The 15,901-nt window shown below is 68.8% G+C and carries 11 protein-coding genes; 7 read left to right on the top strand and 4 right to left on the bottom strand.

Annotated features, from left to right (window positions below; all coding sequences use genetic code 11):
• The first annotated feature begins 2 nt into the window (after window positions 1–2).
• Window positions 3–977, top strand: coding sequence for a Bug family tripartite tricarboxylate transporter substrate binding protein (locus tag H8R02_RS18505; protein WP_255429417.1), 975 nt, complete (start codon window positions 3–5; stop codon window positions 975–977).
• Here the strand turns inward: H8R02_RS18505 and H8R02_RS18500 are convergent.
• From H8R02_RS18500 to H8R02_RS18490, 3 genes are read right to left on the bottom strand one after another with little or no spacing between them, the layout of a single operon-like run.
• Window positions 949–1,536: a DNA-3-methyladenine glycosylase gene (locus tag H8R02_RS18500; RefSeq protein WP_187082960.1), complete on the bottom strand. Its 588-nt coding sequence runs from the start codon at window positions 1,534–1,536 to the stop codon at window positions 949–951. The genes H8R02_RS18505 and H8R02_RS18500 overlap by 29 nt on opposite strands.
• Entirely contained in the window at window positions 1,533–1,898 is a 366-nt protein-coding gene (locus H8R02_RS18495) for a helix-turn-helix domain-containing protein (protein WP_222622551.1), read from the bottom strand. The genes H8R02_RS18500 and H8R02_RS18495 overlap by 4 nt, the downstream gene beginning before the upstream one ends.
• Window positions 1,895–2,197, bottom strand: a complete 303-nt coding sequence (locus tag H8R02_RS18490) for a type II toxin-antitoxin system HigB family toxin (protein ID WP_187082959.1) — start codon at window positions 2,195–2,197, stop codon at window positions 1,895–1,897. The genes H8R02_RS18495 and H8R02_RS18490 overlap by 4 nt, the downstream gene beginning before the upstream one ends.
• Window positions 2,198–2,301: 104 nt before the next feature.
• Between H8R02_RS18490 and imuA the strand changes: the two genes are divergently transcribed.
• Genes imuA through H8R02_RS18475 form a run of 3 tightly spaced genes read left to right on the top strand, consistent with a single transcriptional unit; the run spans window position 2,302 to window position 7,559 of the window.
• Window positions 2,302–3,036 (top strand): translesion DNA synthesis-associated protein ImuA, encoded by a 735-nt coding sequence (gene imuA, locus H8R02_RS18485; protein ID WP_354004950.1) that lies wholly within the window; start codon window positions 2,302–2,304, stop codon window positions 3,034–3,036.
• Window positions 3,005–4,276 carry a Y-family DNA polymerase gene (locus tag H8R02_RS18480; RefSeq protein WP_187082957.1) on the top strand — a complete coding sequence of 424 codons (1,272 nt, stop codon included), beginning with the start codon at window positions 3,005–3,007 and terminating at the stop codon, window positions 4,274–4,276. The genes imuA and H8R02_RS18480 overlap by 32 nt, the downstream gene beginning before the upstream one ends.
• A complete protein-coding gene (locus tag H8R02_RS18475; RefSeq protein ID WP_435531285.1) occupies window positions 4,269–7,559 on the top strand; it encodes an error-prone DNA polymerase in 3,291 nt (1,096 codons plus the stop codon). Before H8R02_RS18480 ends, H8R02_RS18475 begins: the two co-directional genes overlap by 8 nt.
• 7 nt (window positions 7,560–7,566) lie before the next feature.
• Here the strand turns inward: H8R02_RS18475 and H8R02_RS18470 are convergent, their stop codons facing one another.
• On the bottom strand, window positions 7,567–7,923 hold the full coding sequence (locus H8R02_RS18470; RefSeq protein ID WP_187082956.1) for a hypothetical protein: 357 nt from the start codon (window positions 7,921–7,923) through the stop codon (window positions 7,567–7,569).
• Between the two features lie 150 nt (window positions 7,924–8,073).
• Between H8R02_RS18470 and H8R02_RS18465 the strand changes: the two genes are divergently transcribed.
• The 3 genes from H8R02_RS18465 (at window position 8,074) to H8R02_RS18455 (ending at window position 15,899) form a co-directional block, all read left to right on the top strand.
• Complete coding sequence (locus tag H8R02_RS18465) at window positions 8,074–8,337, top strand: hypothetical protein (RefSeq protein ID WP_187082955.1); 264 nt, start codon at window positions 8,074–8,076, stop codon at window positions 8,335–8,337.
• Between the two features lie 49 nt (window positions 8,338–8,386).
• Window positions 8,387–9,937: a tetratricopeptide repeat protein gene (locus H8R02_RS18460; RefSeq protein WP_187082954.1), complete on the top strand. Its 1,551-nt coding sequence runs from the start codon at window positions 8,387–8,389 to the stop codon at window positions 9,935–9,937.
• A gap of 88 nt (window positions 9,938–10,025) precedes the next feature.
• Entirely contained in the window at window positions 10,026–15,899 is a 5,874-nt protein-coding gene (locus H8R02_RS18455; protein ID WP_187082953.1) for a two-partner secretion domain-containing protein, read from the top strand.
• Window positions 15,900–15,901 lie beyond the last annotated feature (2 nt).

Genomic DNA, 15,901 nt, shown 5'->3' with positions numbered 1-15,901 from the left:
ACATGACACGACGCGGCCTGATGATCGCCGCGGGGCTGGCTGCTGCCGGCGTTGCCGACGCGCAGGTCGCGGCATTCCCCGTCAAGCCCGTACGGCTGGTCGTGCCCTTCGCACCCGGTGGCGCGACCGACATACTCGCGCGCACGCTCGGCGAGAAGCTCGCGGTGAGCTTCGGCCAGCCCGTCGTCGTGGACAACAAGGCCGGTGCCGCGGGCATCATCGGCACCGATGCCGTGGCCAAGGCCGCGCCGGACGGCCACACGATCGTGCTGGGCCTGTCGAACTCGCTGCTGACGAACCAGTTCCTCTTCACCAAGCTGCCGTACAACACTCAGAAGGACCTGTCGCTGGTCTACCAGATCGCCGTGGCGCCGCTCGTGCTGGTGGTGCACCCAAGCGTGCCCGCGAACAACGGCCCCGAGCTGCTGAAGTACATCAAGGCGCAGAAGGGCAAGCTCAGTTACGGCTCCTATGGGCTCGGTGCCTATCCGCACCTCGCCGGCGCGCACATGAGCAAGGTGACCGGCGGCGAGATGACGCACATCCCCTACAAGGGCGAAGCGCCGATGGTGCAGGAGCTGCTGGGCGGCAACATCCACATGGCCTATGCAAGCGCGCTGCAGGTGAAGCAGCACGTCGATGCCGGCAAGCTCAAGGCGATCGGCGTGACGGGCGACAAGCGCATCGCGGTGATGCCCGGCGTTGCGACGCTCGGCGAGCAGGGGCTGAAGGACGATGCGTATCGCCTGACAGGCTGGCTCGCACTGGCCGTGCCCGCGGGCACGAACAAGACGGTGATCAAGCGCATCGCCTCCGACGTGCGCACCGCGGTGATGCAGCCGGACGTGAAGGCGAAGATCGAGGCGATGGGCTTCGACGTGCAGGACAGCAACCCCGAGGTCTTCAAGGCCCGCTACGACAAGGAAGTGCCGGCCTGGGCCAACCTGATCAAGGTGTCGGGCGCGAAGCTGGACTGAAGCGGCGGGAAAGGAATGGCGAGCCGGCGAGGCCGAATCGCCAGTGCAATTCCATGGCCTTGCTGATGCCGATGCGCGGGCCGGTGACGATGTCGTAGTCACGGTCTCGCGCGAGCACCTTGAACGGCTTGCGGTCCAGCCGCAGGCCGTTCATGTCAAGCACGATGCCCAGCGCTTCGCCAACGCGGCCGGGGCCTGCGCACAGCAGTTTCGGGTCGTCGAGGCTGCGCCTCCTGCGCATTTCCTTCAGGCCCTCCAGCGGCTCGATCGCGCGGATCAGCACACCCGCGCCATGGCCTTCCTCGCGGCACACGAAGTTGAGGCACCAGTGGATGCCGTAGGACCTGTACACGTAGGCGCGGCCGGGCGGGCCGAACATCGCCTGGTTGCGGGGCGTGGGGCCGTTGAAGGTGTGCGAGGCGGGATCGGCGCGGTCGTACGCCTCGGTCTCGACGATGCGGCCGCCGATGCCGTCCACGAGCAGGATGGCGCCGATGAGTTCGCGTGCGACGGTGGGGGAGTCGGGGAGGAAGTCGTCGGGGTGGAGGGTGCGGGTCACGCGGCAACCAGGGCTTCCATGGAAATACCAAGGCTGCGATGCAGGCGGCGGATCATCGGCAGCGTCAGCGGGCGCTTGCGGTTGAGCACTTCGTAGACGCGGTTGGTGCGGCCGATCATCGGTTCGAGGTCTTTCACCGTGAGGCCCATCTGGTCCATGCGGAACTTGATGGCCTCGATAGGGTCGGGCAGCGCTATCGGGAAGTGTTTTTTCTCGTAGGCTTCGATGAGAGTGACGAGGATCTCGAAGCGGTCGCCGTCCTCGGAGCCCGGCTCGGGTTCGTTGTCGAAGTAAGGCGAAACGGCTTTCAGGGCGGCTTCGTAGTCGCTGTCGTTGCGGATGGGATGGATGTCCAGGCTCATGGCAGTTCCACGGTTGCGGCGTCGATGGCGTCGTACTCCTGGTGGGTCCCGATGAATTTGACGTAGACCGCACCGAATCGGTAGGCGACTGCGACGACCAGACGATATTCGTTGCCCTTGATGTTGAAGATCACCCTGTTGCTGCGCACGAAACTGGAAGTGCGGTACTGGTCCTTGATGTCCTGGGGCGTGCGCCAGGAAGCCTTGCTTGTTTCGTCCGCCCACGCCATCGCTGCTTGAGCTGCGTCGGGATGGAGGCGGCAGAAATCGTGGAGTGGCTTCAGGCTGATCACACGCATGGGATTTTAGTCCCAAATTGGGACTCATGAAAAGGTGAAGGGCTGGCTTGCTTCCCGGCGAAACTACTGTATAAACGTTCAGTAGTGTTTCGCAGTTGACCCCCGTGCTTGCCGCCACCCGCCTTCGCCTGATCACCGACCTGAACCTGCCGGAGGTTCGACGTGTGTCCGAGCTCGCCCACCACGAGGAGGCGGTGCCCACTGGCCACCGGTTCCTCGACTTGCAACTGCCGGGCGGCGGCTGGCCGGTGGGGTCGATGGTCGAGCTGCTGCAGGACGAGCCGGCCCGCAACGTCTGGCAGTTGGTGGCGCCTGCCTTGTCGGAGTTGGCTCAGCAGCAGCCCGGGCCGGTGGTGCTGGTCGGCTCCCCTTTCGAGCCGTTCGCACCTTCGCTTCAGTCTCGCGGGCTGGATCCGTCGCGCCTGCTTCGAATCGAGGCCGACAAGCCCAAACCACGCCTGTGGGCGGCGGAACAGGCGTTGCGTTGCGCCGACGTCTGCGCCGTGCTCGCCTGGTTGCCCCAGTGCAAGAGCGCGGAGCTGCGCCGGCTGCAACTCGTGGCCGCGGAACACAAGCAACTGCTGTTCGTGATGCGGCCGGTGAGGGCACGGCAGGAGTCGTCGCCCGCGAAGTTGCGGTTGCAGATCGAGCCTGATCAAGGCCTGCAGGTGCGCATCCTCAAGAGAAAAGGGCCGCCACTCGACCAGCCCGTCGAGTTGCCCGAACACCCGCAGCGGCTGGCGGCACTTCTGCAGTCGCGCAAGGGCAGGGCGCAACCTGCCATCCCCCAACCCGAGGAACGATCGCATGTACTGGATCGCACTTTGTCCCTCGCGTGAGGACGAACGCACCGCCTGGGGCTGGCGCGCGCTGCGCTACACGCCCCGCGTGGCCGCGGTTGAAGAGGCCTTGCTGCTGGAGGTGTCCACCTGCGAGCGGCTTTGGGGTGGGCGCAGGCGGCTGCTGAAACAACTCCTGGGCAAGTCCGACGTCCTTTCGGCTGCGACGTGGGCGGATGGGGACACTTCGCTCATCGCCCTTGCGAAACTGCGCTCTCAGATGCAGGGCCGCGATCTGCCCGCCAAGGTCCCTGATGACTTGTCCCTGGAGTTGCTGAGCCAGGCAGCGGAGCACGTTGCCACGCTGGAACGAGTGGGTTGCCGAACCTGGGGCCAGTTGAGTGAGTTGCCCAGAGCCGGTGTTTCTCGCCGCTTCGGTGCGGTCCTCGTCGACGCGCTCGATCGTGCGTATGGCCAGCAGCCGGAAACCTACGACTGGCTCACGCTCCCGGAAGACTTCGACATGAAGGTGGAACTGACGGCACTTGCTACGAGTGCTCCCGAGCTGATGTGGACGGCACAACGACTGCTGTCGCAACTGCAGGTCTGGCTGCAGTCGCGCAACCGCGGCGTGCTGGCTCTCGAGCTGGAATGGACGCTCGACCTGCGCCGCATCGACGGCAAGCCCTTGCCGCCTTCCGAGATGCTCGAAGTGCGCACGGCGCAGCCCACGCAGGACATGGCGCACCTGCGCAAGCTGGTGAACGAGCACCTCACGCGCACGCCGATTTCTGCGCCTGCGAACCACCTGCGCCTGCGTTCGCTGGAAACCACCCCCTGGGGTGGCCGCACCACCAGCCTGCTGCCGGAGGACAACAAGAAGGGCGAGGCGTTGCACCAACTCGTCGAGCGCCTGAGCGTGCGCCTCGGCGAGAACAACGTGCTGGTGCCGCAGATGCTGCAGGACCACCGGCCCGAGAAGATGCAGCGCTGGGTGCCTGCTCGACACAACACGTCCCAGCCCAACCCGGAAACGTCCCCCGATGCGCTTTACCCGCCCTGGCTGCTGAAACGTCCGATCGAACTCGAGGTGCGCAACAACGTGCCGCACTACCAGGGGCCGCTGCGCAGGCCGGTGCGCCTGTATCGCATCGAAACCGGATGGTGGGACGAAGGCAAGCCAGTCTTCCGCGACTACTTCATCGCTCGCAGCGAACGTGCCGGCCTCGTGTGGGTCTTCCGCGAACGGCCCGTAGCGGGCGGGCAGGCGCGGTGGTTCCTGCAGGGGCTCTATGCCTGAATACCAGGTCAAGCCCATGCCGGCGCTCGACGAGGAACGCGACGTTCCCCCCGAGCTGTACGGCGGCCCCGATCCCTTGCCGCGCTATGCGGAGATGCATTGCATCAGCAACTTCAGCTTCCAGCGGGGCGCTTCGCACCCGCAGGAGCTGGTGCGGCGTGCGTACGACCTGGGGTACGAAGCCATCGCGATCACCGACGAATGTTCGGTTGCGGGGGTTGTGCGCGCGTGGACCGGTTGGAACGAATACAAGGCCTTCATCGAGAAGCTCGAAACCGAAACCGGCAAGCGGCACCTGCGCGAGTTCAGGCTGCTGTTCGGCAGCGAGTTCGATTTCGGCGACTCGCGGCTCATCGCGATCGCGCGCGATCTGGAGGGCTGGGGCGGGTTGTGCGAGTTCATCACCGCGGCGCGAATGACGGATGCACCCAAGGGCGAGTACCGCGTGAGCTGGGAAGAGAGCGACCTGCTGCTGCTCAAGGGTTGCGAGATCCTGCTGGCTCCCAAACGCAAGGGCTTCGATGGAGCCGCCTTGCAGCAGCGGCTGGCGATGCTTCAAAGCCTGTACGGCCACAGCCTGTGGCTGGCGCTGGAGCTGCCGCACCTGATCGACGACGATCTCTGGCTGGTTTCGATGCAGGAAGCGTCGCAGCAATCCGGTGTGCCGCTCTTGGCCACCGGCGACGTGTACATGCACGTGCGCTCTCGCAAGCCCTTGCAGGACGTGATGACCGCCGTGCGGCTGGGCAAGCCCGTGGGCCAGTGCGGTTTCGAGATCCAGCCGAATGCGGAGCGCCACCTGCGGCAACGCAAGCGCCTGGCGGAAACCTATCCGCCCGACACGCTCGCGAACACGCTCGAAGTGATGCGCCGCTGCCGCTTCGAGCTGGACGAGGTCCGCTACAACTACCCGCTGGAGACTGTCCCTGCCGGTATGACCCCGCTGGAGGCACTGACGAAACTCACGTGGGAGGGCGCGGCGGAACGCTACCCGCTTGGCGTTCCGGACAAGGTCAAGAAGCTCCTCGACAAGGAACTCGCGCTGATCGCGGCCTGCCGCTACGAGATGTTCTTCCTCACCGTTCACGACATCGTGAATTTCGCGCGCAAGGAGCGGGGCATCCTTTGCCAGGGCCGCGGTTCTGCGGCCAACTCCGTGGTTTGCTTCTGCCTGGGCATCACCGCGATGGACCCGATGCTGAGCGACCCGCTGCTGGAGCGCTTCATCAGCGAGAGCCGCAAGAACGAGCCTCCGGACATCGACGTGGACTTCGAACACGAGCGCCGCGAGGAGGTGATCCAGTACGTCTACAACAAGTACGGCCGCGACCGTGCGGCGATTGCAGCGGTGGTCATCAGCTACCGCACGCGCAGCGCCATCCGCGATGTGGGCGGCGCACTGGGCATCGACGAGAGGCTCGTGGATGCATTCGCGAAGGACCACCACTGGTTCGACGACAAGCTGGATGCCGGGCGGCTTTCGAAGCTGGGCGAGGACATGGGTGTCGCCCTGGCGGAATACAAGGCGCGCCAGTGGCTCGACATCACCTGGAAGCTGATGGCTTTCCCGCGGCACCTCAGCCAGCATGTGGGCGGCTTCGTGCTCACGCAGACCAGGCTCACGCGGTTGGTGCCGGTGGAAAAGGCGAGCATGGTCGACCGCTCCGTCATCCAGTGGGACAAGGACGACCTCGAGGCGCTGGGCCTGATGAAGGTCGACGTGCTGGCGCTGGGCATGCTCACGGCGATCCGGCGTTGCATCGACCTTGCGGCGCAAAGGCGCGGCACGCCTTTCACGATCTACGACATTCCCGACGAGGACCCCGCCACCTACGAGATGATCCGCAAGGCGGACACGGTGGGCGTGTTCCAGATCGAAAGCCGCGCGCAGATGTCGATGCTGCCGCGCCTGAGGCCCACCACGTTCTACGACCTGGTGGTGCAGGTGGCGATCGTGCGGCCCGGTCCCATCGTGGGCGGCATGGTGCACCCGTACCTGAAAGCCCGTGACCGCCGCCGCAAGGGGGAACCGATCCATTACGAGAAGCCGGACCTGGAGAAGGCCCTGAAGCGCACGCTCGGCATCCCCATCTTCCAGGAGCAGGTGATGGAGATCTCGATGATCGCAGCCGGCTTCACCGGCGCGGAAGCCGACGCATTGCGCCGCGCCATGGCCGCGTGGAAGCGCAAGGGAGGCCTCGAGAAATTCGAGGTGCGCCTCAAGGACGGCATGCGCGCACGCGGCTACAGCGAGGAGTTCGCGCATCGCATCTTCGAGCAGATCAAGGGCTTCGGCGACTACGGCTTCCCCGAAAGCCATGCCTACAGCTTCGCCTTGCTGGCCTACAAGAGCAGCTGGCTCAAGTGCCACGAGCCCGAAGCCTTCCTGGCCGCGATGCTCAACTCGCAGCCCATGGGCTTCTACGCACCTTCCCAACTCGTGCAGGACGCCAAGCGCCACGGCGTCGTCGTCCTGCCCCCCGACGTCTCCCACAGCAACTGGGACTCGAAATTGGAATCTGACCCCAATTCTTTATTGGGGTCAGATTCCAATTTCCGGCCGCCTGTCAGGCTTGGGTTGAGGTTGGTGGGCGGGCTCAGCGAAGAGGGCGGCAAGCGCATCGTTGCTGCACGCGAGGAATCCCCGTTCAAGGACGTCGAAGACATGGCGCGGCGTGCGCGCCTCGACGTCAAGGACCTCAATTGCCTCGCCGCAGGCGACGCTCTGATGTCACTCGCCGGCCACCGACGTCAGCAGGTGTGGGAAGCCTCCGCCCAGCGCCGCGCCCCCGAGCTGCTGCAAGAAGCACCGATTGCCGAAGAAACCTTGCTGCTGCCGCAGGCGCACGAAAGCGAGGAGATCGTCTTCGACTACGCCTCGCTCGGCCTCACCTTGCGCCGCCATCCCGTCGCCCTGCTCAGGCCGAAGCTGAAGAAGATGAAGCTGCTCAGCGCCGACGAACTCCACGACCTGCCCGATGGAAGACGCGTCGGTGCCTGCGGCATGGTCACGGTGCGGCAGCAGCCGGGCACGGCCAACGGCACCATCTTCGTGACGATCGAGGACGAGACCGGCCCCGTGAACGTGATCGTCTGGCGGCACGTGCGCGAGCACCAGCGGGAGCCTTTGCTGCGCTCGCGCCTGCTCGCGGTGCGAGGCGTGTGGCAAAGGGACATGGAAAGCGGCGGCAACGTGCGCCACCTCATCGCCGAAAAGCTGGAAGACCTCACGCCGCTGCTCGGAAGGCTGGGCCGCCAGAGCGCCAGCCGCGACTTCCACTGAACCCGCTTCAGTCGGAAGCTGCCAGCAGCGGGTCCGTCAGGTCGTCGTGCTCCGCCGCCACCGGCATCTCGCGCGAGAACTGCACCGCGCAATCCCCGCGCCGCCCGCAAACCACAGCCTGCGCCAGCACGCTCAAGCCGTTCGCGTCGAAGGGGATGGTGTGCAGCGGGATGTGCATGAAGCGGTTCGGCCACGATGCCCGCGCCGCCGGGGACTTCGGCATGCAGCTCACGTGCTCGGGCGCGTTGTACCAGCAGCGCCACTCGTGCGCCTCGGCCCAGGCCGCGCTACCGGCCGTCAGGAACACCCCCGCCACGAGCGCGCGAAACGCGTGTTTGTTGACGAAGATCAAGACGGCCGGCACGCGCGAAGCATAGGGCGCCTACGGCCCCGCTGCCTAGGGAAATTCCTCACGCCCGGCGCGAATACCTCTCACCAAGCCCCGGGCCGCGCCGACACCCCGGCGAAGACGCCTCCTACAGCTCGCGGCCGCGCCGGGGGCGACCATTCGTGCATGGATGCAAAACGCGTAAAGGATGCCGTCGAGGTGCTGAATTGGCTCGCGACGCAGATCCACACCATGCCGGACCGCGAGCGCGCGACGATCGAGTCCGGCGTGTTCCTCGCGCTTTCCAGCATCTGCCTGGGCGACTACGCCAGCCTCGTGGCCGACGGCACCGAGCCTTACGACGCGCTCAAGGTGGCCGCCGACCGCATGACCGAGTACCGCAAGGAAATGCTGCGCACCTGGCAGCCGCTGATGCCCGAAGTGGCGTAAGCGCACCCGCACCCGCCACCGCGCGCGGCACGCGCTATGCTGGGCAGCCATGCGCCCGGCCGCCGTCCACCTGATGGAGAACCACGACAGCGCCTACCAGGTGTGGCACGACGCGGGCGTGCGCGGGCGCGTCCTCGTGCACATCGACGCGCACCACGATTTGTATGGCCGCTGGGTCCTGAAGGACGGCGGCCGCTCGCGCATCAACATCGCCAACTTCGTCTACGCCGCCATCGAGGAGGGCTGCTTCGGCGAGATCTGGTGGGTGGTGCCCGACGCGACCTGGTCCACCGCGAAGCAGCGGCGCGACGTCGTCAAGGAGCTCAAGCGGCTGGACCAGGGCCGCCCATCGGACCGCAAGCCCGCGCCCGTGGACGCCGGCCGCGACGTCATTCGCGGCACGGCCCTCGGCTGCCCGGTGAACGTGTGCACCGTGGACCACCTGCCGAAGTTCACGCAGCCCGTGCTGCTGGACATCGACATCGACTACCTGATGATCCCCAACGTGGGCTACCGCGACATCCGCTGGTACGGCGTAGGGCCGTGGATGTGGCCGCACGAACTGCTTGCCAGGCTCGAAGCGCGGGGCGTCCGGACGGACCTCGCGACCGTCTCGGTGTCCGTGGAGGGTGGCTACACGCCGCTGCAATGGCGGTACGTGGGGGATGAATTCGTTGCCCGCCTGCAGGCGGACGGGCCGGTGCCGTGGGCCGACGAGATGCGTTTCGCGGCGCAAGCCGTGGCGAGGAACGACCTCGACGCCGCGAAGCAGCACTACGAAAGCGCGCTCGCTTCGTCGCCCAACCCGGCCGCCGCCGAGTACCACCTCGCGCATGTGCTGCTTGCCAGGGGCGACGAGGCGAAGGCGCGCGAGTTGCTGGCGTCCGCCCGCTCGCGCGACCCCGCGTACAGCACGCCGCACAACACCAGCGCCCTCTGGTACCTGGAGAAAGGCCGGTTCCGCCAGGCGCGGGTGGCCCTGGACCGCATGCTGGCGCTCGACCCCTCGGGGGCGCACCTGCACGTCGTCAGCGGCCTGCTGCACCGCGTGGAGCGGCAGTACGGGGAGGCCGAGGCTGCGTTGCGCCGCGCCATCGCGGCGGACAAGGGCTGCATCGAGGCGTACCGCGCCCTCGGCGCCGTGCTGATGGACGCCGGCCGGTTCGACGACGCGTCCGCGATGTACGAGCAGTCGCTCAAGCTCGCCTTGATGGGCCATCGCGCGCGCACCAATGCGCTCAGCCTGGGCAGCCTCGACCTCGGGCTGTGGGACTCGGAGCACGCGGCCATCCACGCGGCCATCGGCGACCTCCACGCGGCGCGCGGCCACGTGCGCGAATCCATCGCGTCATATCGCATGGCCATCGCGATGAAGTTCGCCACCGCGAAGCTGTGGCTGAAGCTCGCCCGGCAGCAGTGGCGCGCGGGGGAGCGCAGGGCCGCCGCCCGGTCGGTCGGCGAGGCGGCAAAGCGGGTGCGCGAGAAGGGCTGGAAGGGGCAGTTCTCGCCGCCCATGACGTGGCCCAGGGTCGGGCGGCCGGACAAGGCCGACCGCAACCACGACTGGGCCGCGGAAGCCCGCGGCAAGGTGTGGTTGTGAGGCGTGCCCTTTCATCCATTTGCACGATGTACGCTGCCGCCCCCCGGGCGACCATGGGCCGCCCAGGGAGGAGACAAGTGAGGTCACTGTGTCTCTGCGCCGTGCGCGCGCCAACATTCCGGCTGCGGCCGGATGCCCCGCTGTTGCCGGCCACACGCCGGTAGCGCTGGCGCTCGCCCTCGCGGCGTGCTTTGCATCGGACCCGGTCGACGGGCAGCCGTCCGGCGCCCAGGTGGTCCAGGGCAGCGCGACGGTCTCCACGCAGGGCAGCCGCACGACGGTCAACACGAAGAACGCGGCCGGCACCAGCCAGTCGGTGATCAACTGGCAAAGCTTCTCCATCCCCACGGGCACCACGACGCACTTCGTGCAGCCCGGCTCGGGCAGCACCTCGATCAACCGCGTCGTCGGGCCGGACCCGAGCGGCATCTTCGGGACACTCTCGTCCAACGGCCGGCTGGTGCTGGTCAACCCGGCCGGGATCACCGTCGGGGTGGGTGCCGTCGTGGACACGGCAGGTTTCACGGCGTCGACCCTGCGCATGGCACAAGCCGACGCCATCGCCGGGCGGCTGGTCTTCGGCGACGGCGGTGCGGCCGGCGCGCTCACCATCGACGGGCAGGTCGCCGCGCGCTCGGGCGACGTCGTGCTGATCGCGCCCATCGTGAAGGTCGGCGGCACCGGGCTGGTGGAGGCACCCAACGGCACCACGGTGCTCGCCGCCGGCCGCAAGGTCGCCATCACGGGTCCGGGGCTCGAAGGCATCCAGATGCACGTGCAGGCGCCGGCCGATTCCGCGGTGAACCTCGGCACGCTCAAGGGCGACGCGGTCGGCGTGTTCGCGGGCACGCTGCGGCACAGCGGCGTGGTCAATGCAACGGCCGCCAGCGTGGAGGGCGGCAAGGTGCTGCTCAGGGCGGTGGGCGCTGCGGAGGTGGCCGGCACGGTTCGCGCGCTCAACCCGAACCACGGCGGCTGGCTGCAGGTCGAAGCGGGCGGCGACGTCCAGCTCCGCAGCGGTGCGTCGCTCGACGCGTCCGGCCCCGGCAACTCGAAGAACGGCGGCGGCACGATCGTCATCTCCGGCAGCCGCTTCGTCAATGAAGCGGGCAGCGGCGTGCTCGACGCGGGTTCGGGGCGCTGGCTCGTCTACTCCGACAAGCCCGAAGCGAATGTCTTCGGCGGCCTTGTGTCTGGGCAGGCCGCCGTCTGGGGCGCGACGCTGGCGAAGAATCCGCCCGCGACCGTGGCACCGGGCAACCGGTACCTGTTCAGCGGGTTGCCGTCGCTGAAGATCACCGCGCAGGACGTCACGCGCACGTACGACGGCACGAGCAATTTCGGCGCGCTGGCGTACACCGTCTCCGGGCTGGTGGACCCCGCCGCGTACGGCAACGTGTTCATCCAGGACAACCGTTTCACCGGGTCGCTCGCCGTCCTCAATGCGTCGCGCAACGTCGGCTCGTACGCGATCGGCATCGGCTCGCTCGCTGCGCCGGGCTATGGCCCGCTGGATTTCACCGGCGCGCTGGCGCGCATCGAGGCGGCGCCGCTCACGCTCACGTCCTCGACCGTGCTGAAGACCTACGACGGCACCACGGCGGCCCCGGGCTCGCTCGTGCTCGCCGGCGGCACGCTGTTCGGCGCCGACGCGCTCTCCGGCGGCACGTTCGCGTTCGCCGACCGCAACGCCGGCTCCGGCAAGTCGGTGACCGTCGGCGGCGCGACGATCAGCGACGGCAACGGCGGCCGCAACTACAAGGTCAAGTACGTTCCTGCAACCGGCACGATCCTCGTGCGGCCGCTGTCCACGTGGAACGGTGCGGCGGGAGACGGGTTGTGGAGCAACGCGGGCAACTGGGACGCGCTGCCGGACGGCTCGAACGTGAGCCGCGTGGCCATCCCCGCGGGCGCCTCCGTCAACTACGACCTCGCCGGTGGCACGTCGCTGCTCGGGCTGGCCAGCGGCGGGGCGCTTTCGGTGGCGGGTGGCTCGCTGACCGTGGCGCAGCAGTTGTCGAGCGCGGCCTATTCGCAGAGTGCCGGCCGGGTGGTAACGGGCTCGATGGTGGTGGGCGACGCGTTCTCGCAGACCGGCGGCAGCATCGAGGTCGGCGGGCATGCGTCGCTCGCGCAGAAGGGCGGGGCGCCGCTGCGGATCGGGGCGTTCACGGCGGGTTCCGTCGCTGTCGATGCGCCGGGGGGCATCGTTCAGGCGGGGCCGCTGAAGGCGGGTTCGTTGAGTTTCAACGTGGCGATCGGTTCGAAGGCGTTGCTGACGGACACCGGCAATGCCATTGCCACGATCGGCGGCACCGGGGGCGAGCTCGTGCTGGTCAACACCAGTTCGCCGCTCATCATCACAGGCCTGACGGTGGACTCGGCCTCGATCGACAACACCGGCGGCATCTTCACGCGCGGGCTCGTGAGCGCGCCGCGCGGGTCGGTGACGTTGAAGGCGCACAGCCCGATCTGGGTGGGCGAGGACGGCATCTACGCGCAGTTCGACATCCTGCTCGTCACGGGCAACACGACGAGCCCGGGCGACATCACGCTCGACGGACCACTGACCTCCGCGGCCGGCACGGTCACGCTCATCGCCGCGGATTCGGTATTCCAGAACTCGACCATCACCGGCCCGTTCGGCGTGAGCGTGACGGCCGGCGGTTCGATCGTGTTCGGACCTGGCGCGCTCACGTTCGGCTCGCCGATCCAGTACATGGCGGCCGGCGCGCCGGTGGATCCGCCCGGGTCGACGCCGGCGCCGACACCGGCGCCTGCGCCTGCGCCTGAGCCGACGAGTGCGCCCACGCCGACGGAAGCGCCGGCACCTGCGCCTGTGGAAGCGCCGGCACCGACGAGTGCGCCTGCACCGACGAGTGCGCCTGCACCGACGAGTGCGCCCGCTCCCACAAGTGCGCCTGCACCGACGAGCGCTCCTGCTCCGACGAGTGCGCCCGCTCCGACGAGCGCACCGGCTCCGACAAGTGCACCGGCTCCGACGAGTGCGCCGGCTCCGACGAGTGCGCCGGCTCCGACGAGTGCGCCGGCTCCGACAAGTGCGCCAGCTCCGACGAGCGCACCCGCTCCGACCAGCGCACCGGCTCCGACAAGTGCACCGGCACCGACAAGTGCACCGGCTCCGACGAGTGCACCGGCACCGACGAGCGCACCGGCACCGACGAGCGCACCCGCTCCGACGAGCGCGCCCGCTCCGACGAGTGCGCCCGCTCCGACGAGCGCACCGGCTCCGACAAGTGCACCGGCTCCGACAAGTGCACCGGCTCCGACAAGTGCACCGGCTCCGACAAGTGCACCGGCTCCGACAAGTGCACCCGCTCCAACGAGTGCGCCTGCACCGACGAGTGCGCCTGCACCGACGAGTGCGCCGGCACCGACGAGCGCTCCTGCTCCGACGAGTGCGCCCGCTCCGACGAGCGCTCCTGCTCCGACGAGTGCTCCCGCGCCGACGAGTGCTCCCGCGCCGACGAGTGCTCCCGCGCCGACGAGTGCTCCCGCGCCGACGAGTGCTCCCGCGCCGACGAGCGCACCTGCTCCGACGAGTGCACCGACACCGACGAGCGCTCCTGCACCGACGAGCGCTCCTGCACCGACGAGCGCGCCTGCTCCGACGAGTGCGCCTGCTCCGACGAGTGCACCGGCACCGACGAGTGCACCAGCTCCGACGAGCGCACCCGCTCCGACGAGCGCACCCGCTCCGACGAGTGCACCGGCACCGACGAGTGCTCCGGCACCGACGAGTGCGCCTGCTCCAACGAGCGCGCCTGCACCGACGAGCGCTCCTGCTCCGACAAGCGCGCCGGCACCGACGAGTGCGCCAGCACCGACAAGTGCACCTGTTCCGACAAGTGCACCAGCTCCGACAAGTGCACCAGCTCCGACAAGTGCACCAGCTCCGACAAGTGCACCAGCTCCGACGAGCGCACCCGCTCCGACGAGCGCGCCTGCACCGACGAGCGCTCCTGCTCCGACAAGCGCGCCGGCACCGACGAGTGCGCCTGCTCCGACGAGCGCACCTGCGCCGACGAGTGCGCCCGCTCCAACAAGTGCACCGGCTCCGACAAGTGCACCGGCTCCGACAAGTGCACCGGCTCCGACGAGTGCGCCCGCTACGACGAGCGCACCGACACCAACAAGCGCACCAGCTCCAACAAGCGCACCCGCTCCGACGACCGCGCCGGGTCCGGCACAGCCGCAGGAGCAGGCTCCGGCGCCGTCGCCCGCACCGGCTCCGAGCGCGGCAACACCGCCGTCGAACTCGCCGCCACCGTCAACGTCATCGTCTCCGTCACCATCACCTGCAGGCGCACCGGCTGCGTCGCCAACCAGTTCTCCCGCGCCGGCTCCGGCGCCGGCGACACAGCCAGCCCCTGCGCCAGGCCCGGCCTCGGCTGCACCCGCTCCAAACCCGACGAGTGCACCCGCACCCGCGCCCGCACCGCAAACCTCGACTGCGCCTGGCCCGGCTCCCGCCGTACCGCCCGCGCCGGGCCCCGGCACCACGGCCGCACCCGTGACATCTCCAGCGCCCGCGCCGGTCACCGCCATAGCGCCGGCGCCGGGGCCGACGACTTCGACGCCGGCGGCTTCGACCCCCGCAGGAACGCCGGCAACACCGCCCCCGTCGACAGGCACGGCCGCGCCGGCGACCGCCACGACCGCGCCGTCTCCAGTACCCGGCGCACCGCAGCCGTCCACCGTTGGCTCCGCGACCCCAGCCTCGGCTGGACCCGCCCCCGTGCCGCCCCAGCCGCCCGCGGCAGGAACACCGGCGCCGGGTTCGTTCGCGACCCAGACCGCGCAACGCCTGCAGGACGTGGTGCCGGCCGTCCCGGTGCGACTGCTCGAAGTGGTCGCGAACGAGAAGATCAACACCAATTCCAACTACGTGCCGCTGTTCCTCACCGAACTGCGCAACCTGATCGAAGCGCTCTACGCGCATGACGATGCGACGCAACCCGGCACGAGGGCGGCAGCCGACCCGGACCTCGCCGCCGTTTCGCGGGCCGAACCCGGTGCGTCCCCGGCGGGCTCGAGCGAACCCGTGGCCGGACAGTCGCCCGCCTTCGTGGACGCGCCGGCACCGAAGGTGCAGTCATTCCTCGACGATGCGAAGAGTGCCGCCGACCCGGACCCCGCAGCCGTTTCGCCGGCCGAAGCCAGTGCAGCCGCGGCGGGCTCGAGCGAACGCGTGACCGGGCAGTCGCCCGCCCTCGTCGATTCGCAGCCGCCGACGGCGCAGTCATTCCTCGACGACGCGAAGAGTGCCGCCGACCCGCCCGCGTCGATGCCGTACACGCAACCTGTCGCAACCGAGCCAGGCGCGCACCTTGCCGCAAGCGAGCCGGGCGCGCAGCCGGCCGCGAGCGGGCAACCGGCCGCGAGCGGGCCGCGTGGGTTCGTCACCGCGCAGGCCGCGATGGCCAAGTCGTTCCTCGACGACGCGAAGAGCGCGGCCGAACCGGACGCGGTCGCGGAAGCGGAGGGCGGTGCGCTGCAAGCCAGCGAGCAGCCGCAGGCCGGTTCGAGGGCCACGGCGTTCGCAGTCTCCGGTTCGTTCCTGGACGACGCGAAGAGCGCGGCGGAACCGCCACGGGCAGCACAGCACGATGCACGTCCGCCCGCAGGCGCGGTCGCGCCGCAAGCAGCGGCACAACCTCAGCAGCAGGCGCAGGTTCGCACCGGCGGGAGTTCCTCCACCACCACCACCACCGGCACCACGCGAGCCGGCGCAACGCAGGTCGCGCCGCAACTGCTGCGCGAGCAGGTCACCGTGGTCAAGGAACAGAACGCGTCGGCGAGCCGCCCGAATGCCGCACTGCTCGCGGCCGCGCGCTCGGTGACGGTCCTGCGCGACAACGCGTTCTATTCGTTGCCGTCGACGGGGGGAAGGTACTGGGGGCAGCAGCTGATCGTGAGCGACCTGATCTGCAAGCCGTGAGC

The organism is Ramlibacter albus (assembly GCF_014297445.1).
Lineage (GTDB): Bacteria > Pseudomonadota > Gammaproteobacteria > Burkholderiales > Burkholderiaceae_C > Ramlibacter > Ramlibacter albus.
This window is presented reverse-complemented; position numbering and strand designations above follow the sequence as displayed.